Origin of the sequence: Amycolatopsis sp. WAC 04169 (assembly GCF_003947535.1) — a bacterium.
Classification (GTDB): domain Bacteria; phylum Actinomycetota; class Actinomycetes; order Mycobacteriales; family Pseudonocardiaceae; genus Amycolatopsis; species Amycolatopsis keratiniphila.
In genome coordinates this window covers 292,766-313,924 of sequence record NZ_QHJI01000001.1, presented here as the reverse complement: position 1 = coordinate 313,924, position 21,159 = coordinate 292,766, and the positions used below count along the sequence as shown (strand labels likewise).

Below are 21,159 nucleotides of genomic sequence, written 5' to 3'. Positions count from 1 at the left end.
AGCGCGCATCCTGCCATGACTGGCTGATTACGCAACACTGTTGTTTAATGGGGTCATGGCTGACTTGCGAGTGGGGATCTTCGGATACGGCACCGGCGGACGCGTCTTCCACGCGCCGCTGGTCGACGCGACACCGGGGCTGACCCCGGCCGCCATCGTCACCTCGAACCCGGACCGGGCCGCGCAGGCGCGCGCCGACTACCCGGCCGCCGACGTGCTGCCCGACGCGGACGCGTTGTTCGCGAAGGCCGGCGAGCTGGACCTGGTCGTCGTCAGCACGCCGAACCGCACCCACGTTCCGCTCGCGCTCCGGGCGATCGAGGCGGGTCTGCCCGTCGTCGTCGACAAGCCCTTCGCGCCGACGGCGGCCGAAGCGTCGAAGGTCGTCGAAGCCGCGAAGGCCAAGGGCGTCGGGCTGACGGTGTTCCAGAACCGCCGGTTCGACTCGGACTTCCTCACCGTCCGGAAGGTCCTCGAAACCGGACGCCTCGGCGACGTCTTCCGCTTCGAGTCACGCTACGACCGCTGGGTGCCGAAGCCGCGGGACAACTGGCGCGAGTTCGGCGACCCCGCCGAGGCGGGCGGGCTCCTCTACGACCTCGGCGCGCACATCGTCGACCAGGCGCTGCAGCTGTTCGGCCCGGTCTCCGAGGTCTACGCGGAGGTCGACAGGCGCCGCGCCGGGGTGTCGGTCGACGACGACGCCTTCGTCGCCCTTCGGCACACCAACGGCGTGCGTTCGCACCTCTGGGCGTCCGCGCTCGCGGGCACCCGGAACCCGCGATTCCGCGTGCTCGGCGACAAGGCGACCTTCACGAAGTACGGCCTCGACGTCCAGGAACCGCAGATCAAGGACGGCCTGCGGCCCGGCGACCCCGGCTGGGGCGTCGAACCGGAGTCGGACACCGGCGTGCTCGGCGTGAACGAAGACGTCGAGACCGTGCCCACCGAGGTCGGCCGCTACGAGGACTTCTACGCGCAGGTGCGCGACGCGCTGCTCGGCAAGGGCGGCTTCCCCGTCGATCCCGCCTCCGCCGTCGAGACGCTCCGGGTCATCGAAGCCGCTCACCTCGCGGGTGCCGAACGGCGCGTCGTCACCCTCTAGCTATTCGGTATCGCCTCTGCCGCCCCGGCCCGGCGGGCCTCCGTTGCCGCCCTCTTCGTTGTTCTCACTGGACGAAGGCGGGTTCTTCGAGCTCGAAGGCGGATCCTCTTCGTTCCGCGAAGACGAAGATCCGGTCGACGGACCCGTCGACGGCGTGCCGGTCTCGGTCGAGCCCTCGTCGTCGTCCGGCGGGGTCTGCGTCGACGGGACGGTGTTGTTGTCGTCCCCGCCGATGATCTTGACCTTGCCGAAGCGCTCCGCCGGTTTCCCGTTCAGGTACAGGGAAAGGAACTTCTGCCAGATCGGCCCGGCGATCGTCGAACCGAAGATCGACTTGCCGTTCTTGCCCTTCAGCGCCTTGTCACCGTCGCCACCGACCCACACCGCGGCCGAGATCGACGGCGTGTAGCCGACCATCCAGGTCTGCGAGTTGGCGTCCTTCGCCGACGCGGGCTCGCCCGGCCGGTAGGTGTGCTGCTGGGTCCCGGTCTTTCCGGCGCACTCGTGGTTGTTGGGGCACTTGAGCTTCGAGAACGGGACGACACCCTTGAGCGACTCGGTGACGTTGCCGGCGATCTGCTTGCTCTTGTCGGCGTCGTCGGCGAACGCGGGCTTCGCCTCTTCCGGAGCGGAGTACGCGGCCTCGTCCTGCGAGTTGGTCACCTTGACGACGAAGTGCTTGTCCCGCCGCTGTCCTTCCCCCGCGAAGGTGGCGTACGCGGCGGCCATGTCCTCCGGGGTGATGACCGTCTTGCCGCCGCCGAGCGCGATGTTGTTGTCGGCGAACAGTTCGGAGCTGCCGTCGGGGGCGGGTTTCACCCCGGCGTCCTTGGCCGCCTGTGCCACGGGCCCGGGTTTGGTCACGTTCACGACCATGTCGTAGAACACCGTGTTTGCCGACCGCTGCATCGCCTCGGACACCGTGCACTGCTGCGAACAGGTGCTGCCGGGACCGGCGTTCCGGATCGTCTGCTTCCCGAACTGCCGGTTGTTGGAGCCGTCGAACGTCGAGTTGATGCCGCCCTTGCCGAGCTGCATGTACGCGGTGAGGTCGAACGGCTTCATCGACGACCCGGGGTTCTGCGGCGTGTTCGCCCAGTCACGGCCCTTTTGGTCCTTGCCGTTGGGCCCCTTCACGATGGTCGGGCCACCGTAGTACGCCTTCACGCCACCGGTTTTGGGATCGATCGCGACGAGTGCGTTGAGCAGGTTCTCGTCGGTCTGGCCCTTCATCCCGTCGGCCACCGCCTGCTCGGCCGCGGCCTGCGCCTTCGGGTCGATGGTCGTGTAGACCTTGTAGCCACCCCGGTAGTAGACGTCGTCGGTGATGCCGTTCGCGGCGAGCTCTTCCTTGACCTTGTCGCGGATGAACGGGTTGACCACGCCGGCCTGCTGCTTGTCCTCCTGCGGGATCGGCGTCGGGAACTGCAGGTTCGCGCGGTCGGCGGCGGAGAGGAAACCGTTCTGCACCATCCGGTTCAGCGCGACGGTCCAGCGTTCGTTCGCCACCTTCGGGTTTTCCGAGCGGCCCGGCTGCTGGATGAGGCCCGCGAGCAGCGCCGCCTCGGAGGCGTTGAGCTCGCCGGCGGGCTTGCCGAAGAACGCCTGCGCGGCCGACTCGATGCCGTACGCACCGCGCCCGAAGTAGATGATGTTCAGGTACGCCGTGATGATGTCCTTCTTCTCGTACGTCTGGTTCATCTTGAAGGACTTGGCGAGCTCGGTCCATTTACGCGCGAGCGACGATTCGTCGTCCCCGCTGGCGACCTTGATGTACTGCTGGGAGATGGTCGAACCACCGCCCTTGCCCGCGGTCACCTGGTTGTAGACCGCGCGCAGGATGCCGCCGATGTCGAAGCCGGAGTTCGTCTCGAAGGAGGCGTCCTCGGTGGCGATCACGGCCTTCTTGACGATGTCCGGGATCTGCTCCGGCGTCAGGATCTGCCGGTTGCCGCCCTTGGGGACGTCCTTGCCCATCTCGGTGTTGTCGGCGTAGTAGTACGTCACCGCCTGGCCCTGCGTGGCCGCGACGGACTGCGGCGACGGCACGTCGACGGCGAAGTAGGTGATCACGAACGCGATCGCCGGGATGACGACGAACAGGCAGAACAGCGCGAGCAGCACCCGCCGGATCCGTCTCCACCGGCGCTTCTTGCGCTGGGCCGGGGTGAGGATCGGCTTCCCGTTCTCGTCGGTCTCCGGGCCGTACTGCTCGTCCTCGTACGGCTCTTCGTACCCGCGATCGGTGGTGCCGTTGTGCTCGTGATGCGTGATGAGGTCCGGCTCGTGCTGCGGCGCGACCGGCGGCCGCTGCGGACGGCGCGGGGGCGGCTGCTGCTGGGACGGACCCTGGCGCTGCCACGGCGCCTGCCCCTGGGGACCGGGTCCCGGCCGCTGCCCGTATCCCGGGGGCGGACCGGCGGGACGACGGGGCGGTCCGGCCGGGCGTTGCGGACGACGGGCGGGGTCAGGGTCCTGACCTGGCCATCCGCCGTGGGGATCGTCGTTCACTGGGACGTCCTCCGAACCTTCCGTGGGTGAGCGCGGTCCTGCGGTCGCAGGTCTCCTTCTAGTAAAGACGTGCCGGAACGGTTCAGGTTCACCGATGCGACGAAAAAAGGTGTGCCGGGCACTCGCCCGGCACACCTTTCGTCACGTGCTCAGCCCGACCGTCACGGATCTTCGCCGTTCGGGAACAACGGATCCGAAGTCCCCGGTCCCGGCCTCGTCCAGCTCGGCTTGGTCGGCTTCGTCGGCTTGCCGGTGTCCGTCGGCTCGGTCGGCTCGGTGGGAGTCGACGGCGTCGGGGTGGTCGTCGGCGTCTCGGGCGGCGTCGACGTCTCCGGCGGCTTCTGTGCCGTGGTCGTCGGCACGTAGCGCGCGTCCTTGCCGATCGGCTTGACGCTCTCGAACTTCTCCGACGGCTTGCCGGTCATGTACCGGGACATGAAGTCTTCCCAGATCGGGCCGGCGATGGTCCGGCCGTAGACCGGCTTGTTGTTCTTGTCGTGCAGCGGCTTGTTGCCGTCGCCGCCGACCCACACCGCGGTCGAGATGCTCGGCGTGTAGCCGACCATCCAGGTCTGGGCGTTGCGATCGCGATAGCTCGCCGGGTCGCTGTCCTTGAAGTCGTACTGCTGGGTCCCGGTCTTGCCCGCGCATTCGTGCCCCTTCGGGCACTTGAGCTTCGAGTACGGGATGACCTCTTCGAGCGCGTCGGTGACGTTGCCGGCGATCTGCTTGCTCTTGGCGGCGTCGTCGCTGAAGGCGGGAGCGCCCTTGGGGGCCGTCTCGTCGAACTCGACCTCGTCCTGGGAGTTGGTCAGCTTCGCGACGAAGTGCTGCTTCTGCCGGACGCCTTCACCGGCGAAGGTGGCGAAGCCGGCCGCCATGTCCTCCGCGGTGGTGACCGTGCCACCACCGCCGAGCGCGATGTTGATGTCGGGGCTCAGCTTCGCCTTGCCGCCGTCGGCCTCCACCATCACGCCGGCTTCCTTCGCGGCCTTCGCCACCGGGTCGATCTTCGTCTCGTTGCGGACCATGTCGTAGAACACGGTGTTCGCGGAGACCTTCATCGCCTCGGCGACCGTGCATTGCGGCCCGCAGTTGGAGCTCTCGCCCGCGTTCCGGATCGTGCGGCCGTCGAACTTCCGGTTGTTGGAGCCGTCGAAGGTCTCGCCGAGACCCTTGCCCATCTTGAGGAAGGCGGTCAGGTCGAAGGCCTTGAACGCCGAACCGGGGTTGTGCGGCACGTTCGCCCAGTCGATGGCCTGGACGTCCTGGCCCTGCGCGTTCTTCGTCCAGTCGGGGCCGCCCCAGTACGCGACCACACCGCCGGTCTTGGGGTCGATCGCGACCAGCGCGTTCAGGATGTTCTCGTCCGTCTGGCCCTTCATCCCCTCGGCGACGGACTCCTCGGCCATCTTCTGCGCCTTGGGGTCGATCGTCGTGGTGATCTTGTAGCCACCCTGGTGCAGCCGGTCCTGGTCGTAGCCGCGGGCCTCGAGTTCGTCGATCACCCGGTTGCGGATGTGCAGGCTCAGCGTGCCGGCGTCGTCGGCCTTCGCCTGCGCCTTCGGGATCGGCTTCGGGAACGTGGCGGTGGCGCGCGCACCCGGGTCGAGCCACTTGTTCGCCACCATCTGGTCCATCACGAAGGTCCACCGCCTGGTGGCGTAAGCCTCGTTCTCCGACCGGCTCGGGCCCTGGATCAGACCGGCGAGCAGGGCCGCCTCGGACGCGTTGAGCTCCTTGGCCGGCTTCTTGAAGTAGGCCTGCGCGGCCGCTTCGATGCCGTTCGCCCCGCGACCGAAGTAGATGGTGTTGAGGTAGGCGGTGATGATCTCCTCTTTGGACATCTGGTTGTTCATCTTGAAGGATTTCGCCAGCTCGGTCCATTTACGCGTGAGCGTCGGCGCCTCGTTGGCCGTGGCCTTCTTGATGTATTGCTGGGAGATCGTCGAACCGCCGCCCTGGCCGCCGGTGACGTTGTTGTAGACCGCGCGCAGGATGCCGCCGACGTCGAAACCGGAGTTGGTCTCGAACGACGAGTCCTCGGCCGCGTACACGGCCTTCTTGACCACGTCCGGGACCTCGCCCGGCTGCAGCAGGTACCGGCTTCCGCCGCTGGCGGGTGCGATCTTGCCCATCGGGCTGCCGTCGGCGTACATCAGCGTGATCGGCTGGCTCTGCAGGCTCGCGACGCTTTCCTGCGACGGGACGTCCACCAGGAAGTAGGTGATGACGAACGCGATCGCGGGCACCACGACGAAGAGGCCGAACATCGCGTAGAGGACCCGGCGGACGATCCGCCAGCGGCGCTTCTTGCGCTGCTTCGGCGTCAGGACCTTCTTCTTGCCGTCCTCTTCGTCTTCGGACGGCTCGTCGTACGCGTCTTCGCCCTCGGCGCCGAGGGCGGTGCTTTCGTGACGATCGTCATAGCGGTCGTCGTACGGGTCGTAGCCGTACGGGTCTTCGGTGCCGTTGTGCGCGTGATGCGTGATGAGCTCGGGCTCGCGCTCGTACGGCTCCGGCTCGACCGGCCGGACCATCGCGGTCGCCTGGTCGGCCGGTGCCGGAGGACGTCGGTTGCCGGGCGGGGGCGGCGGCGGGCGGTGCCCGGCGGCACCCTGGCGGGACCGCTGGTCACCGGCGGGGCCCCGTCCTCCCGGCGGCGGGGGCCCCTGCCTGCGTGGGGGCATGCCGTTGGCGCGGCGCGGGGCCGCGGGACGGCGGGGTTCGTTGTCGGAGGGCCACTCCGGGCCGCCGGCGTCGCCGCCCGGCCACTGCGGATCGTTCGCGGACCGGGGCGGGGCCGAGCGGGGGGTGCCGTTCGGGGGTGTCCGGCGCTGCGGGCGGCGCGGCGGTTCTTCGCTCGGCCAGCCCGGATCATCGGCTTCGCCCGGCCATTGGGCACGGCGAGGTGCATCAGGCTCCTGGCCAGGCCAGGAGCGCTTGCGGTCGTCGTTCACGAATGGGCCTCCCAGACCGGCGCTTCGGGGGACGCCGCTCTGTGGTCAACTGCGTTTTCGATACCTGTCACTGACCCGCTGTCCTCTGCGACCGGGTCCGTGGCCGGGTGGTTCCCGGTTCTCCTGTTCCGAGGACGTAGGACCGCACCAGGTGGTTCCAGTGACAGCTCCGGCAGACCTCGACTTCGTAGACGGTGAACTCCGCGAAGAGCCCGTCCATCCGCATCAGTTCCTCCGGCGTCTTGGCCGATCCGGCGGCGTGCTTGAGCTCGTCGCCGTACACCCAGGACACCAGGGTCAGTTCCTCCCGATGACAGACCGGGCAGTCCTGCTCGCCTGGTCGGCCGTGGAATTTCGCGGCCCGCAGGAGGTACGGGCCCGCGTCGCAGACGTCGTATGTGCCGACCCGTCCGGAGTGGACGCCCTTGAGCAGCGCGCGCCGCTGTAAGGCGTAGTCCACGACCTGCCGCTGGTTTCGCACGCCAACAGAGTACGGGCTCTTGCTGTGTGGTCCACGCCCCGTTCTCGGGGAGACGGTCCGCGCACGGTCGGACACGCCGACGATTCGATAACTCTCCGGTGAATTTCGTCCGGATCGACCGGGCCACGATCGGGTTAGCTACGCCACTTCGATGTATCGGCGCGATATAGTGGGCCGGTAGGTTGACCGAGCCGGTCACGGTGGCCAACGCGACCGGTCGCGGTTTGTTCCCGGAAGGGGGTGCGGTGTGCTGGAGCTCGCGATCTTGGGGCTGCTGCACGAGACCCCCATGCACGGTTATGTGCTGCGCAAACGTTTGCATGAGACGCTCGGGATGTTCCGGACGTTCTCGTACGGCTCGCTGTACCCGACCTTGCGCCGGTTGCTTCGCGCCGGTTACCTCGTCGAGGAGCTCGAAGAGGTGGAAGACCGGGCGTGGGCACGCCGGGGCAAGCGGGTGTACAAGCTCACCGCCGAGGGCAAGGAACGGTTCGCCGAACTGCTCGGCGACGCCGGGCCGCAGACGTGGGACGACGAAGGCTTCGGCGTCCACCTGGCGTTCTTTTCGAGGACACCGGCCGACGTCAGGATGCGAATCCTGGAAGGCCGTCGTCGTCGGGTCGAGGAACGCCGAGAAGGACTTCGGACGGCAATGGCGCGGGCCGAGGAGAAGATCGACCGCTACACCCGTGAGCTGCACCGGCTCGGGCTGGAGTCCAGTGAGCGGGAGGTGCGCTGGCTCAACGAGCTGATCGCGCACGAACAGGCCGAGCAGCGAGGACCGGAGACCTGAGGCGCTCCGCGGTCCCGGCTGCGCATTACCTACAACTGTTGGACTAATGAAGGAGAAACCGGCATGGGCGAGAACCGCCGCGTTCGGGTGGCCATCGTGGGCGTCGGCAACTGTGCGGCCTCGCTGGTCCAGGGCGTTCAGTACTACCGCGACGCGGATGCCGGCACCCGCGTGCCCGGGTTGATGCACGTCGTGTTCGGCGAGTACCACGTCCGCGACATCGAGTTCGTCGCCGCGTTCGACGTGGACGCCAAGAAGGTCAGCCGTGACCTGTCCGAGGCGATCTTCGCCTCGGAGAACAACACGATCAAGATCGCGGACGTGCCGCCGCTGGGTGTCACCGTGCAGCGCGGTCACACCTACGACGGTCTCGGCCGCTTCTACCGCGAGACCATCGAGGAGTCCGACGAGACCCCCGTCGACGTCGTCGCCGCACTGCGCGAGGCCGAGGTCGACGTGCTCGTCTCCTACCTGCCGGTGGGTTCCGAAGAGGCCGACAAGTTCTACGCGCAGGCGTGCATCGACGCCGGTGTGGCGTTCGTCAACGCGCTGCCGGTGTTCATCGCCTCCGACCCGGAGTGGGCGGAGAAGTTCCGCGCGGCCGGCGTCCCGATCGTCGGTGACGACATCAAGTCCCAGGTCGGGGCCACCATCACGCACCGCGTGCTGGCGAAGCTGTTCGAAGACCGCGGCGTCCAGCTCGACCGGACGATGCAGCTCAACGTGGGCGGGAACATGGACTTCCTGAACATGAAGGAGCTGGAGCGGCTCGAGTCGAAGAAGATCTCGAAGACCCAGTCGGTCACCTCGCAGGTAGACCGCGAGCTCGGCAAGGGCAACGTCCACATCGGGCCGTCCGACTACGTGCAGTGGCTCGACGACCGCAAGTGGGCCTACGTCCGGCTCGAAGGCCGCGCCTTCGGCGACGTGCCGCTGAACCTGGAGTACAAGCTCGAGGTGTGGGACTCGCCGAACTCGGCGGGCATCATCATCGACGCCGTGCGCGCCGCGAAGATCGCGAAGGACCGCGGCATCGGCGGCCCGATCCTCTCGGCTTCCTCGTACTTCATGAAGTCGCCGCCGGAGCAGTACGACGACGCGACCGCCCGCGACGCGGTGGAGAAGTTCATCGCCGGCGAGGCGTGACCCTCCCGTAGCGCGCTAGGAACGGTCCTTTCCTCGCAAATTTTGCAAGGAAAGGACCGTTCCTTGCATTCGAGGGGCCGCTTAAGGCGCTTCAGTCCCCCTGAAGCGCCGACGGCAGGTCCGTGATCACCGGGACCACCGTCGTCTGCTCCAGCACCGCCGGATCCGGCGGGAAATGCGGATTCGGCACCGCGTACACCGTCATCCCCGCCGCCAGCGCCGCGCGCAGCCCGTTCGTGGTGTCCTCCACGGCCGCACAGTTCTTCGGCTCCGCGCCCAGCAGCTCGGCCGCCTTCAGATACACGTCGGGCGCCGGCTTCCCCGCGCCGACCTGCTCCGACGACACCGCCGTCGGCACCGGCAGCCGCGTGATGTCCAGGAACGCCTTGATCAGCAGCGGCGGCGACGAGCTCGCGATCGCCACCGGCCAGTGCTTCGCGACCTCGCGGACGACACCCGGCGCGCCCGGGATGATCGGCGGCTTCTCCGCGTACCGCCGCGCCATCCGGTCGATCACCACCTGCGCCACGTCCGCGGGCCGGAGCTGAACGCCGAGGTCGTGCGCCAGGTAGGCGGCCCATTCCGGGGTGCTCATCCCCTGCATGGCCCTGGTCGATTCCTCCCGCCAGGTGCCGTGGAACTCGTGGACGACCGCCCGGCGGACCTCGTCCCACATCTTTTCCGAATCCACCAGGACACCGTCGAGATCGAAGATCACCGCTTCCACACCTTCAACCCTAGGCGCTGGAAACCTGTGCGGCAGATTACTTAGCCATGCTCAGTAATTTTAGTTAGCATGGCTAAGTGACCACGAAAGTCGCCGAGCTCGCCCACCGGCTCCGTCCGCTGGTGTTCCGGCTGTACTACCTCGTCCGCCGGGAGACCCCGCGGGTGCAGCTCACCCTCACGCAGGGTTCGGTGCTGTCGGAGCTGCTCAACGGCGGTCCGCGGCGGATGAGCACGCTCGCCGAGCTGGAGCGGGTCCGGATGCCGACGATGACCGACGTCGTCCGCCGTCTCGAACGGCTGGGCCTGGTCAGCCGCCGCCGCGATCCCGCCGACGGCCGCGCCGTTCTCGTCGAGGTCACCGAGGTCGGGCAGCGCTTCCATCGCCGGTTGATCGTCGCGAGGGAGGAGTTCCTGCGTGAGCGGCTCCTCGAACTCGACGAGACCGACCGCGTCGCGATCGAAGCCGCGCTTCCCGCCCTCACCAGGTTGCTGCACGAAGACAAGAAGGAGGAACTGATCCGCGATGAGCGCTGAGCCCCACTCGAGCCTGTTGGACGCCGTCAAGGGGCAGCCCAAACAGGTATGGATCACCGCGTTCGCCGCGGTCATCGCGTTCATGGGCATCGGGCTGGTCGACCCGATCCTGCTGTCGATCGCGGAAGGCCTGAAGGCGACGCCGTCCGAAGTGACCCTGCTGTTCTCCAGCTACCTCGGCGTCCAGGCGGTCGCCATGCTGGTGACCGGCGCGATGACCGCCCGGTTCGGGGCCAAGCGGACCGTGGTCGTCGGGCTGACGCTGGTCGTCGTCGCCACCGCGCTGTGCGCCGCGTCCGGGTCGATCGAGCAGCTCATCGGGCTGCGCGCGGTCTGGGGCCTCGGCAACGCCTTCTTCATCGCGACCGCGCTTTCGGTGATCGTCGGCGCCGCGACCGGCGGCCAGGCGGGCGCGATCCTGCTGTACGAAGCCGCGCTCGGGGTCGGCCTCGCGGTCGGCCCGCTGCTGGGCGCCCTGCTCGGAAGCATCTCCTGGCGTGGCCCGTTCCTCGGCACTTCTGTGCTGATGCTGTGCGGTCTCGTGCTCTGCTCGATCTTCCTGACCGCCGACGCGAAGGAGAAGCGGCCGAAGATCCGCCTGCTCGACCCGTTCCGCGCGCTCAAGCACGGCGGGCTGCTGCGCACCTCGATCGGTTCCGCGCTGTACACGGCCGCGTTCTTCGTGGTGCTGGCCTGGTCGCCGTTCGTGCTGGAGTGGAGCGCCGTCGCCGTCGGCCTGATCTTCTGCGGCTGGGGCCTTTCGGTCGCCGTCGCGGGAGTGGTGCTGGCGCCGAAACTCGCCGCGAAGCTCGGTGAGCGGCACGCGACCGTGGTCGCCGTGTTCGGCTACGCCGTGCTGCTGCTGATCATGGCGATCCCGAGCAAGCCGGTGCTGGTGGTCGGCATCATCCTGTCCGGTCTGGTGTCCGGCCTGCTCAACACGCTGTTCACCGGCACGGCCATGTCGATCAGCGGCGCCCCGCGTCCGGTCGCGAGCGCCGGGTACAACTTCTGCCGCTGGCTCGGCGGCGCGGTCGCCGCGACCGTCGTCGGTCACCTGGCCGAGTGGTTCGGCGCGAAGCAGGCGCCGTTCGTGATCGCCGCGATCCTGTGCGTGCTCGCCGGTGCCCTGCTGACGATCCGCGAGAAGACCGCCGACCCGCACACCATCCCGGCCGAAGCGGTCCTCGTCGGCGAAGAGATGTAAATCGGAACAACGGGTGAACACCGGACCAACGAGGGGTTTCCTCTCGTTGGTCCGGTGCCTTAGCGTCGACCTCCCGAACTGCCTGACCGGAGGTCCGCGTGAAGTTCCTTCCGTTGCTGGCCGGCCACTCACCAAGCCGGGCATCAGTGACCTGTACCTATCGCTGTGGCGACGCGTGCTTCCACGACGCGCCGAACACCTCGGACAATCCCACCTTCGCCGACGTGCTCGGCGCGGTGAGCCGCCGAGGCGCGCTGAAGGCGACGGCCGTCGTCGCACTGGCCGCCGGGACGCCGCTCGCGCTCGCGGCACCGGCGTATGCTGCTCCCGAGGGGCGCCCGAAACCGCCACCCGGCACCGACTACCAGCGGGTTCAGCCGAACACGCTCGACGCCGTCGTGGTGCCCGAGGGCTACGAGCAGGGCATCGTGATCCGCTGGGGTGACGCGGTGCTGCCCGGCGCGCCGGAGTTCGACTTCGACCACCAGACCGCCGAGGCGCAGGCGAAGCAGTTCGGCTACAACTGCGACTTCGCCGCGCTGCTGCCGCTAGACCACTGGGGCCTCACTTCGCTCCTGGTCACGAACCACGAGTACACCTCGGAAGAGTTCATGTTCCGCGGTTACGACAAGGACAACCCGACCGAGGAGCAGGTCAAGATCGCGTGGGCGGCCCACGGGCTGACCGTCGTCCAGGTGTCGCGCGGACGCGACACCGGGCACCTGCGGCCGAAGATGTCCCGCTACAACCGGCGGATCACGCTGCACACGCCGTTCAAGGTGACCGGGCCCGCCGCGGGCAGCGACCTGCTCAAGACCGCCGCCGACCCCACCGGCACGGTGGTGCTGGGCACGATGAACAACTGCGCGGGCGGCGTCACGCCGTGGGGCACGATCCTGTCCGGCGAGGAGAACATCAACCAGTACTTCGGGAACGCCGAAACGGTGACCGACCCCGTGAAGCGCAAGCGCTACGCGCGGTACGGCATCAAGGGCACCGCGACCACCCGCAAGTGGGAGCGGTTCGACGCGCGCTGGGACATCGCCAGGGAGCCGAACGAAGCCCACCGCTTCGGCTGGGTGATCGAACTGGACCCGAACGATCCCGACAGCACCCCGGTCAAGCACACGCATCTCGGGCGGTTCAAACACGAGACGGCGAACATCCGCGTCGCCAAGGACGGCCGCGTGGTCGCCTACTCCGGCGACGACGAACGCTTCGAGTACATCTACAAGTTCATCTCGAAGGGCCGGATGAAGCCGGGGAACAGCGCGCATGCCCGGCGCCACAACATGACCCTGCTCGACGACGGCACGCTCTACGTCGGCCGGTTCACCGGCGACAGCCCGGTCGCCGAGATCGACGGCACCGGGAAACTGCCCGGTGACGGCGAATTCGACGGCGGCGGCGAATGGATCCCGCTGGCGTCCGGAAAGAAGTCCTTTGTGGACGGAATGACCGCCGAAGAGGTGTACGTCTTCACCCGCGAGGCGGCCGACCGGGTCGGTGCCACCAAGATGGACCGCCCGGAGGACATCCAGGCCCATCCGTACACCGGCCGGATCTACTGCGCGCTGAGCAACAACGTCGAGCGCGGCAACCCCGGCAAGGAAGGCGCCACCGAGCCCAACCCGCGGCTGAACAACAAGCACGGCCAGGTGCTGGAACTCGAAGAGCGCCGCGGGGACGCGCTCGCGCTGACCTTCAGCTGGCGGCTCTTCCTGGTGTGCGGCGACCCGGCCTCACCGGACACCTACTTCGCCGGCTTCCCCAAGGACCAGGTCTCGCCGATCTCCAGCCCCGACAACGTGGCCTTCGACCGGCACGGCAACCTCTGGATCTCCACCGACTCGGCGGGCGCGCTCGGCATCAACGACGGCCTCTACTCCGTGCCGCTGGAGGGCCGCAACCGCGGCGAGCTGAAGCTGTTCCTCACCGTGCCCCGCGGCGCGGAGACCTGCGGGCCGATCGTCGAGCGGAAGATCGTCACGGTGTGTGTCCAGCATCCGGGTGAAGTGGACGGCGCGAACGCCGACAAACCGGCCTCCCATTGGCCGGACGGTGGGGAAACCCAGCCTCGCCCCTCCGTGGTGGCGGTGTGGAAACCGGGCAGGCATGGCCTGGAAGACATCGGTTCCTAGTCTAAAAGCAACCATCTAGCAGTACTTTTGGTCGATGGCGCGCTGCCGGGTCCGGCAGCGCGCCATCGCTCGTTCGCGCGCTGTTCATCTTCTGGCCAGAGCTGGATCGTTTTGGTCGCTTAACGTCACGGCGTTCCCCCGACTGGACTACGTGTACCCACCGCGACCATGGAGGCCCTGTGTCCTTCGAGCCTCAGCGGCTCCTGCCGTTGATCACCTCCCACCCCGGTGGCCGCTCCGCGGTCACCTGCGAGTACCGCTGCGGCAACGCGTGCGCCCACCCCGAGCCGAACACGTCGGACAACGAGTACTTCGGCGACGTCGTCAAGAACATGCTGTCCCGTCGTGGCGCGCTGAAGGCCGGCGCCGTGATGGCCGCGGCCGCCGGTGGTTTCGCCGCGCTGTCCGGCACGGCCGCCGCCGAGACCCCGGCTGACGTATCCAGCGCCGCCGCCGCCGGTCACGGCAAACCGGGCCGCCCCGGGCGTCCGGTGCCGGGCACCGACTTCGAAGCGGTGCCGCCGAACAAGCTCGACGCGGTCACCATCCCCGAGGGCTACGAACAGCGCGTCGTCATCCGCTGGGGCGACGCCGTCGAATTCGGCGCCCCGAAGTTCGACTTCCACAAGCAGACCGCGGCCGCGCAGGCGAAGCAGTTCGGCTACAACTGCGACTTCGTCGGCCTGATCCCGCAGGATCCGCTGGGCATCCGCAACCTGCTGGTGGTGAACCACGAGTACACCACCGAGGTCCACATGTTCCCGGTCGACCAGTACGACCCGGCGAACCCGACCGAGGAGCAGGTCAAGATCGCGTGGGCCGCGCACGGTCTTTCGGTCGTCCAGGCTTTCCGTGACCCGATCGGTGGCGCCCTGCGCGTGACGCCGAGCCCGTTCAACCGGCGCATCACGCTGAACACCGCCTTCGAGGTGCGCGGCCCGGCCGCCGGTTCGAAGTACCTCAAGACCTCCGCGGACCCGACCGGCCGCAAGGTCTTCGGCACGCAGAACAACTGCGCCGGTGGCGTGACCCCTTGGGGCACCGTGCTTTCCGGCGAGGAGAACGTCAACCAGTACTTCGCCAACGCGGCGAGCGTCACCGACCCGGTCGCCGCCGCGCGGCTGAAGCGGTACGGCTTCTCCGGCACCGCCAGCACCCGTAAGTGGGAGCGGTTCGACAAGCGCTGGGACCTCGCGCAGGAGCCCAACGAGGCCAACCGCTTCGGCTGGGTCGTCGAGATCGACCCGAACGACCCGAACTCGGCGCCGATCAAGCACACCGCGCTCGGCCGGTTCAAGCACGAGGCCGCGAACATCAAGATCACCAAGGACGGCCGCGTCGCCGTCTACTCGGGTGACGACGAGCGCTTCGAGTACATCTACAAGTTCGTCTCCAAGGGCAAGTACAAGCCGGGCAAGAGCGCGCACGCGCGCCGCCACAACTCGGCGCTGCTCGACGACGGCACCCTGTACGTCGCCCGCTTCACCGGCGACAGCCCGGCTTCCGAGATCGACGGCACCGGGAAACTGCCCTCGGACGGCGAATTCGACGGTGTCGGCGAGTGGATCCCGCTGGCGTCGGGCAACAAGTCCTTTGTGGACGGTATGACCGCCGAAGAGGTCTACGTCTTCACCCGCGAGGCGGCGGACAAGGTCCAGCCGACCAAGATGGACCGGCCCGAGGACATCGAGCCGAACCCGGTCAACGGCCGGATCTACGCCGCGCTGACCAACAACAGCCAGCGCGGCCCCGCCGGCAAGGCGAACGTCGACGAGGCGAACCCGCGGCCGAACAACCGCAACGGCCACGTCCTGGAATGGGAGGAGAACGGCGGCGACGCGGCGTCGACGAAGTTCTCCTGGCGGCTCCTGCTGGTCTGCGGTGACCCGAAGACGGCGGACACCTACTTCGGCGGCTTCCCGAAGGATCAGGTCAGCCCGATCTCCTGCCCGGACAACGTCGCGTTCGACCGGCACGGCAACCTGTGGATCTCCACCGACGGCAACGCGCTCGGCGCCAACGACGGCCTGTTCTCCGTGCCGGTCGACGGTCCGGAACGCGGGCACGTCAAGCAGTTCCTGTCGGTGCCGGTCGGTGCGGAATGCTGCGGCCCGGTGGTGACCGACCACCTGGTGCTCATCGCCGTGCAGCACCCCGGTGAGGACGCGCCCAACTCCGGAACCCCGGCCTCGCACTGGCCCGACGGCGGAACCACCCAGCCGCGGCCGTCGATCGTGTCGGTGTGGAAGAAGGGTCGCTGGGGCCAGGTCGGCCGCATCGGCGTCAAGTAGTCGCTTCCGGCGCCCCGATCACTCTCGGCGAGACTTGTTCTCCCTGATCGGGGCGCCGGACGACACCGTTCGGTGATGACGGAAGCCTGCCGCGCTCATTAGCTTCAGCCCTGTGAAAAGGGCACTGGTGTTCATGACGGCGGGCGCGCTCGTCTTCGGCTTCGTCCCTTCCTACGCGCAGGCGACGACGGTCCCGTCCGGCTGCACCGGCGGTGCCGCGCCGAATCCGAGCGTCGAGCAGGGCAGCCCGCCCGCCGGGTACACGTTCAGCCCGGCCGCCCCGGTGCCACCCGGAACGCCGCGGAGCAAGCAACCCCGGCTGTCGACGGCGAGCGGATACCAGCCCGACGGCGGCAGGTACGCCCTGATCGCGACCCCGGACAAGATGGTCAGCACCGCCTACGCGGCGCTGAAGTTCGTGCCCGGCGCCGTCTACACGCTGACCGACTGGACCGGCACGAACGTCCAGCGCACGGACGCCGTCCAAGAAACGGGCCTGCGGTTCTACGACGGGTCCGGCAAGGTCGTCCTGGAGAACAAGCTCAAGGTCACGCACGCCGTGGAAAGCGACGGCGCGCTGGCGCGGCAGGACTTCCCGCCGTCCACCGCCCCACCGTCGGCCGGCTCCGTGAAGTTCTTCGCCGCCACCGACCGCAACTGGGTCATGTGGGACTGCGTCCACCTGCAGGTCGCGTCGTTCTCGGCGAAGGCGGAGGTGCGCGATCCGGCGAGCGGCGCCTGGGGCGCCACGGCCACCATCGAGGCGGGCAGCACCGCGAACTACCGGTTCACCGTCACCAACGACGGCACCACGACGCTGACCGGCATCAAGGTCGAAGATCCGTACTGCGACGCGAAGCCGACGCCGATCGCGAGCCTCGAAAGCGGCAAGTCCGCGACCGTCACCTGCGACCACAAGAACGTCACCGAAGCGGACAACGGCCACGTCAGCACGGTGACCGTCTCCAGCGGCACCCTGCCGAAGAAGACCGCGACCACGACCATCAAGGTCACCCCGCCGCCCGCGATCGACGAGATCGGCGAGTTCGTCTGGGACGACGTCGACCGGAACGGCCTGCAGGACGCCGGGGAGCCGGGCGTTCAGGGCGTGAAGGTGACGTTGAAGGACGCGTCGGGTAAGGCGCTCGGGACGATCACCACGGACGCCGGCGGCAAGTACCGCTTCACCAAGCTGAAGGACGGCATCTACCAGGTCTGCTTCGACATCGCCGGGCTTCCGTTCACGTACACGGCCAAGGACGCGGGCGACGACACGAAGGATTCGGACGCCGACCCGGCGACCGGCTGCACCGCGACCACCACCGTCGGCCCTCGTAAACGGATCGACCTGACGCTCGCGGCCGGGTTGAACGCGCCGACGAGCAGGCTGGGCGACTTCGTGTGGCTGGACAAGGACAAGGACGGCCTCCAGAGCCGCGACGAACTCGGCGTCCCGGAAGTGAAGGTGACTTTGAAGGACGCGTCGGGCAAGGAGGTCGGCTCGGCCGTCACCGGGCCGGACGGCCGATACGCCTTCGAGCGGCTGGCTCCGGGGTCGTACCAGGTGTGCTTCGACGTCGGCTCGCGGCAGCTGACCCGATCCGGCGCCGCGCACCACAACGGCACGGATTCGGCGGCGGACCCCACGACCGGGTGCACGCCGGTGACCTCGGTGGCGGCGCCGGAGGATCTGACCAGGGACGCCGGGCTGCTCGAACCGTGAATTGTCGGTGGGTGCCGCTAGCGTCGCCCACCGTGACCTCACATCTCGACGCCACTCGCGAGTCCTACGACACGGTCGCCGAGGACTACGCCGCGCTGATCGGCCCGCGCTTCGACCAGGAGCCGATCAGCCGCGCGATGCTGGCCGCGTTCGCCGAGCAGGTACGCGGGCCGGTCGCCGACGTCGGCTGCGGTCCCGGGCACGTCACCGCCCACCTGGCGTCGCTCGGCCTCGACGTCTCGGGTGTCGACTTGTCGCCGAAAATGATCGAGGTGGCCCGTCGTCAGTATCCCGACCAGCGATTTACCGTCGGCTCGATGACGGCCTTGGATTTCCGCGACGGCTCGTTGGGCGGTCTCGTCGCCTGGTGGTCGATCTTCCATCTGCCGCCGGAGGTGCTCCCCGAGGTGTTCGCGGGGTTCCGCCGCACGCTCGCGCCCGGAGGTCGGTTGCTGGTCGGATTCCACGTCGGCGACGAGCGGCTGAGCCCGGAAACGGCGTACGGCCACCCCGTCAGCTACGACGCATACCTGCTGGATCCCGGCCGCATCGCCGACCAGCTGGGCGAGGCCGGCTTCGAGGTCACCGCGCGGCTGATCATGGAAGGGAGGAAATGGCCACAAGCCTGTCTGTCCGCCCGCGCGGTTTGACGCGCGGCCCGCGGACCTGATCTCCTGCGCACGCAACCGAGCCGGGCGGGGCCATGACGCAGACGAACACGACCACGGGTGAGAGTGCGCCCGACTGGCCTTCGCGCGCCTGGTTCCGCCGGCCGTCGACCTGGACGTGGTTCGGGTTCGGCCTGGTGCTGATGGTCTACGCCGACCTGGCCTGGCGCCGGCGCTGGATGAGCGACGACGGGCTGATCGTGCTGCGGACGGTCCGCCAGATTCTCGCCGGCAACGGGCCGGTGTTCAACATCGGCGAACGCGTCGAGACGAACACCAGTCCTTTGTGGACGGCGGTGCTGAGCGTGCTCGGGCTGCTTCCCGGAGTGCCGCTGGAGTGGATCTCCGTGGTCACCGGGCTGGTCTTCTCGGTCGCCGGGCTGTTCCTCGGCCTGGACGGCGCCCGGCGGCTCTACCAGCCGCTGGCGTTCCACGGGCTCGCGCCCGCCGGGGCGCTGGTGGTCTGCGCGCTGCCGCCGTTCCGCGACTTCGCGACGTCCGGGCTGGAAACCGGCCTGATCACGTTGTGGCTGGGCGGCACCTGGTGGCTGCTCGTCCGCCGTTCGTCCACAATGGACTATTTGCGGATCTGGCCGGTCGCGGTGGTCGCCGGGCTCGGGCCGTTGGTGCGGCCGGATCTCGCGCTGTTCAGCGTCGTCGCCTTGGTGGCGTTGCTCGTTCTGGTGCGACCGGGACGTCGTCGCGCGCTGGGCCTGCTGGCCGTGGCGGGCGCGCTCCCGCTGGCTTATCAGGTCTTCCGCATGGGCTACTACGGTCTGCTGACGCCGAACACCGCCCTGGTCAAGGAAGCGTCGGAGGTGAACTGGGCCCGCGGCTGGGCCTATCTGGTCGATCTCGTCCAGCCGTACTGGCTGTGGCTGCCGTTGCTGGTGCTCGCCATCGCGGCCGTCACGATCTCGTCCACTGTGGACAAGACGTTCGTGGTGCTCACCGCGGTCCCGCTCGTCGGTGCGGTGCTGCTCGCGGGGTACGTGATCCGCGTCGGCGGGGATTTCATGCACGGCCGCATGCTGCTCCCGGCGCTGTTCTGCCTGCTGTTGCCCGTGCTGGCCTTGCCGGTGACGAGACTGACCGTGGCGTTCCTGGTCGTCGTCGGGGTCTGGGCGTTCGTGGCCGCCGCGTCGCTCCGTCCGGAGTCGTCGGCTTCTCCGCGCGCCGTCGGCGTCACGGACGAGCGAGCGTTCTGGTCGCGGTCGACCGGGCACGAACACCCGGTCCTGGCCGGCGACTACGCCGACCACCCGCTGATGCCGTCGACGCTGGACGCCATCCACGGCGTGACCGGTCCGGCGGTGCTGGTCCAGGACTACGCGACCAGGCGCTGGTACGCGTACCCGACGGACCGGCCGTACGTGACCGTCGCGGCGGACAGCATGGGCGCCCTCGGCCTGCTGATCCCGCTCGACATGCGGCTGCGCGACGGCTACGGCCTCGCCAACCCGTTCGCCGCGCATTCGACTTCGCTCCCCAACGGCCGCCCCGGTCACCAGAAATGGCTGCCTCCGGTCTGGGAACTGGCGAACTCCGCCCGCCTCCCGATCGCCGAGGGCGGCCCGGCCCGCGCCGAGGACGTCGCCGCCGCCCGAGCCGCCCTGGACTGCCCGGCCCTTCGCGCGATCGACGCTTCGGTACGCGACCCGCTCACCGCCGCCCGCTTCGCGGACAACTTCGCCGGTTCGTTCACGCGGGGCTCCGTGGGATTCCCGCGGGTGGCGACCCCTCCCGTCGTGTGCGCCCCCTGATCACGCGAGTTACGCCTCCAATCACGCGAGATCGCTTCCCAATTACGCGAGACACGCTTTCGATCACGCGAGACCGCCGTACTAGCGTGGCGACCATGGCTGATCTCCCCCTGGCTCTGGTCACCGGCGCAACCCGCGGCATCGGTGCCGCGGTCGCCCGCGCGCTCGCTCCGACCCACCGGCTGCTGCTCGGCGGTCGCGACGCCGACGCGCTCGCGGAGCTCGCGGGCACGCTGCCCGACGCCCGGCCGTGGCCGATCGACCTCACCGACGACGAGGCACTGGAAACGGCGACGGCCGAATTCGGCGAGCTGGACGTGCTGGTGCACTCGGCGGGCGTGGCGCGGCTCGGCACGGTCGAGACCGCGACCGACGCCGACTGGCGGGCGAACTTCGAGGTCAACGTGCTCGGGGTGGTCACGCTGACCAGGCGCCTGCTGCCCGCGCTGCGTGCTTCGAAGGGGCACGTCGTCGTGATCAACTCGGGCGCCGGGCAGAACGCCCGCCCGGGCTGGGGCCCGTACGCCGCGAGCAAATTCGCCGTCCGCGCCTTCGCCGACTCGCTGCGGGAGGAGGAGTCCACGCTTCGGGTGACGTCGATCTACCCCGGCCGCACGGATACAGAAATGCAGCAGGCGATCATCGCCGACGAAGGCCGCGCGTACGAGCCGGAACGCTTCCTGCGCCCCGAATCCGTCGCGGCCGCCGTCCTCGCCGCGGTCTCCGCGACCGGAGACGCGCACCCGACCGAGGTGACCCTTCGGCCGCGGGGCCTGGTCTGACGCGGCTTCGCTCGCTCGCGTGTTCCCAATGTCGCATTTGAGACGCTCAGCGACCCAAATGCGACATTGGGAACCTTGAAATCGCCCGCCGCCAGCCCGCGGTGCGCCCCCAATGTGGCATTAGGGCCACTCAACGTCCCCAATGCCACATTGGGCGCACGAGCCGCAGTTGCGCCCAAGCCCCACGCCTCAGCGCGGCCACGCCCGGAGTTGCGCGCCCGAGCCGCACCACGTTTGCCCATCGGTTCCCCGCCCAGCGCGCCCGAGCCCAGCTCCAGTTGTCCACAGCCCCGCCCCATTGTGGACAACTAGCACCTCAGCAGCA

Annotated in this window: 15 protein-coding genes; 11 read left to right on the top strand and 4 right to left on the bottom strand. The window is 68.7% G+C overall.

Translation table 11 applies throughout. The features are described 5' to 3' along the window. The first annotated feature begins 55 nt into the window (after nucleotides 1-55). A complete protein-coding gene (locus DMC61_RS01550) occupies nucleotides 56-1,105 on the top strand; it encodes a Gfo/Idh/MocA family oxidoreductase (protein ID WP_125686226.1) in 1,050 nt (349 codons plus the stop codon). On the opposite strand, the gene DMC61_RS01545 is transcribed toward DMC61_RS01550, so the two are convergent. The 3 genes from DMC61_RS01545 to DMC61_RS01535 form a co-directional block, all read right to left on the bottom strand. Beyond that, on the bottom strand, nucleotides 1,106-3,616 hold the full coding sequence (locus DMC61_RS01545) for a transglycosylase domain-containing protein (RefSeq protein ID WP_016338277.1): 2,511 nt from the start codon (nucleotides 3,614-3,616) through the stop codon (nucleotides 1,106-1,108). 161 nt (nucleotides 3,617-3,777) lie between these two features. Then, nucleotides 3,778-6,156: a transglycosylase domain-containing protein gene (locus DMC61_RS01540; RefSeq protein ID WP_125687078.1), complete on the bottom strand. Its 2,379-nt coding sequence runs from the start codon at nucleotides 6,154-6,156 to the stop codon at nucleotides 3,778-3,780. A gap of 487 nt (nucleotides 6,157-6,643) precedes the next feature. Next, nucleotides 6,644-7,057, bottom strand: a complete 414-nt coding sequence (locus DMC61_RS01535; protein WP_043848473.1) for a DUF5318 domain-containing protein — start codon at nucleotides 7,055-7,057, stop codon at nucleotides 6,644-6,646. A 247-nt stretch (nucleotides 7,058-7,304) separates the two neighbouring features. Between DMC61_RS01535 and DMC61_RS01530 the strand changes: the two genes are divergently transcribed. Both DMC61_RS01530 and DMC61_RS01525 read left to right on the top strand, forming a co-directional pair. Beyond that, nucleotides 7,305-7,850 carry a PadR family transcriptional regulator gene (locus DMC61_RS01530; protein ID WP_005168208.1) on the top strand — a complete coding sequence of 182 codons (546 nt, stop codon included), beginning with the start codon at nucleotides 7,305-7,307 and terminating at the stop codon, nucleotides 7,848-7,850. A 63-nt stretch (nucleotides 7,851-7,913) separates the two neighbouring features. Next, nucleotides 7,914-8,996 (top strand): inositol-3-phosphate synthase, encoded by a 1,083-nt coding sequence (locus tag DMC61_RS01525; protein WP_016338274.1) that lies wholly within the window; start codon nucleotides 7,914-7,916, stop codon nucleotides 8,994-8,996. Nucleotides 8,997-9,087: 91 nt separating this feature from the next. Here DMC61_RS01525 and DMC61_RS01520 read toward each other — a convergent pair whose 3' ends face one another. Further along, complete coding sequence (locus DMC61_RS01520) at nucleotides 9,088-9,723, bottom strand: HAD family phosphatase (protein ID WP_125686224.1); 636 nt, start codon at nucleotides 9,721-9,723, stop codon at nucleotides 9,088-9,090. A gap of 77 nt (nucleotides 9,724-9,800) precedes the next feature. On the opposite strand from DMC61_RS01520, the gene DMC61_RS01515 reads away from it, so the two are divergent. The 8 genes from DMC61_RS01515 (at nucleotide 9,801) to DMC61_RS01480 (ending at nucleotide 20,834) form a co-directional block, all read left to right on the top strand. Next, nucleotides 9,801-10,259: a MarR family winged helix-turn-helix transcriptional regulator gene (locus tag DMC61_RS01515; protein ID WP_125686222.1), complete on the top strand. Its 459-nt coding sequence runs from the start codon at nucleotides 9,801-9,803 to the stop codon at nucleotides 10,257-10,259. Then, complete coding sequence (locus DMC61_RS01510) at nucleotides 10,249-11,466, top strand: MFS transporter (protein WP_125686220.1); 1,218 nt, start codon at nucleotides 10,249-10,251, stop codon at nucleotides 11,464-11,466. The genes DMC61_RS01515 and DMC61_RS01510 overlap by 11 nt, the downstream gene beginning before the upstream one ends. A gap of 98 nt (nucleotides 11,467-11,564) precedes the next feature. Then, entirely contained in the window at nucleotides 11,565-13,607 is a 2,043-nt protein-coding gene (locus DMC61_RS01505; RefSeq protein ID WP_125686218.1) for a PhoX family phosphatase, read from the top strand. A 179-nt stretch (nucleotides 13,608-13,786) separates the two neighbouring features. After that, nucleotides 13,787-15,898: a PhoX family phosphatase gene (locus DMC61_RS01500; protein WP_125686216.1), complete on the top strand. Its 2,112-nt coding sequence runs from the start codon at nucleotides 13,787-13,789 to the stop codon at nucleotides 15,896-15,898. A 127-nt stretch (nucleotides 15,899-16,025) separates the two neighbouring features. Then, a complete protein-coding gene (locus tag DMC61_RS01495) occupies nucleotides 16,026-17,621 on the top strand; it encodes an SdrD B-like domain-containing protein (RefSeq protein ID WP_125687076.1) in 1,596 nt (531 codons plus the stop codon). A 32-nt stretch (nucleotides 17,622-17,653) separates the two neighbouring features. Further along, complete coding sequence (locus tag DMC61_RS01490; RefSeq protein ID WP_125686214.1) at nucleotides 17,654-18,271, top strand: class I SAM-dependent methyltransferase; 618 nt, start codon at nucleotides 17,654-17,656, stop codon at nucleotides 18,269-18,271. A gap of 53 nt (nucleotides 18,272-18,324) precedes the next feature. After that, nucleotides 18,325-20,052 carry a hypothetical protein gene (locus DMC61_RS01485; protein WP_125686212.1) on the top strand — a complete coding sequence of 576 codons (1,728 nt, stop codon included), beginning with the start codon at nucleotides 18,325-18,327 and terminating at the stop codon, nucleotides 20,050-20,052. 95 nt (nucleotides 20,053-20,147) lie between these two features. Further along, nucleotides 20,148-20,834 (top strand): SDR family oxidoreductase, encoded by a 687-nt coding sequence (locus DMC61_RS01480; RefSeq protein WP_125686210.1) that lies wholly within the window; start codon nucleotides 20,148-20,150, stop codon nucleotides 20,832-20,834. Nucleotides 20,835-21,159 lie beyond the last annotated feature (325 nt).

Excerpts from the sequence above, each read along its gene's own strand:
- DMC61_RS01550 (WP_125686226.1), top strand. The coding sequence starts at position 56 with ATGGCTGACTTGCGAGTGGGGATCTTCGGATACGGCACCGGCGGACGC.
- DMC61_RS01485 (WP_125686212.1), top strand. The coding sequence starts at position 18,325 with ATGACGCAGACGAACACGACCACGGGTGAGAGTGCGCCCGACTGGCCT.
- DMC61_RS01510 (WP_125686220.1), top strand. The coding sequence starts at position 10,249 with ATGAGCGCTGAGCCCCACTCGAGCCTGTTGGACGCCGTCAAGGGGCAG.
- DMC61_RS01540 (WP_125687078.1), bottom strand. The coding sequence starts at position 6,156 with ATGGTCCGGCCGGTCGAGCCGGAGCCGTACGAGCGCGAGCCCGAGCTC.
- DMC61_RS01480 (WP_125686210.1), top strand. The coding sequence starts at position 20,148 with ATGGCTGATCTCCCCCTGGCTCTGGTCACCGGCGCAACCCGCGGCATC.
- DMC61_RS01525 (WP_016338274.1), top strand. The coding sequence starts at position 7,914 with ATGGGCGAGAACCGCCGCGTTCGGGTGGCCATCGTGGGCGTCGGCAAC.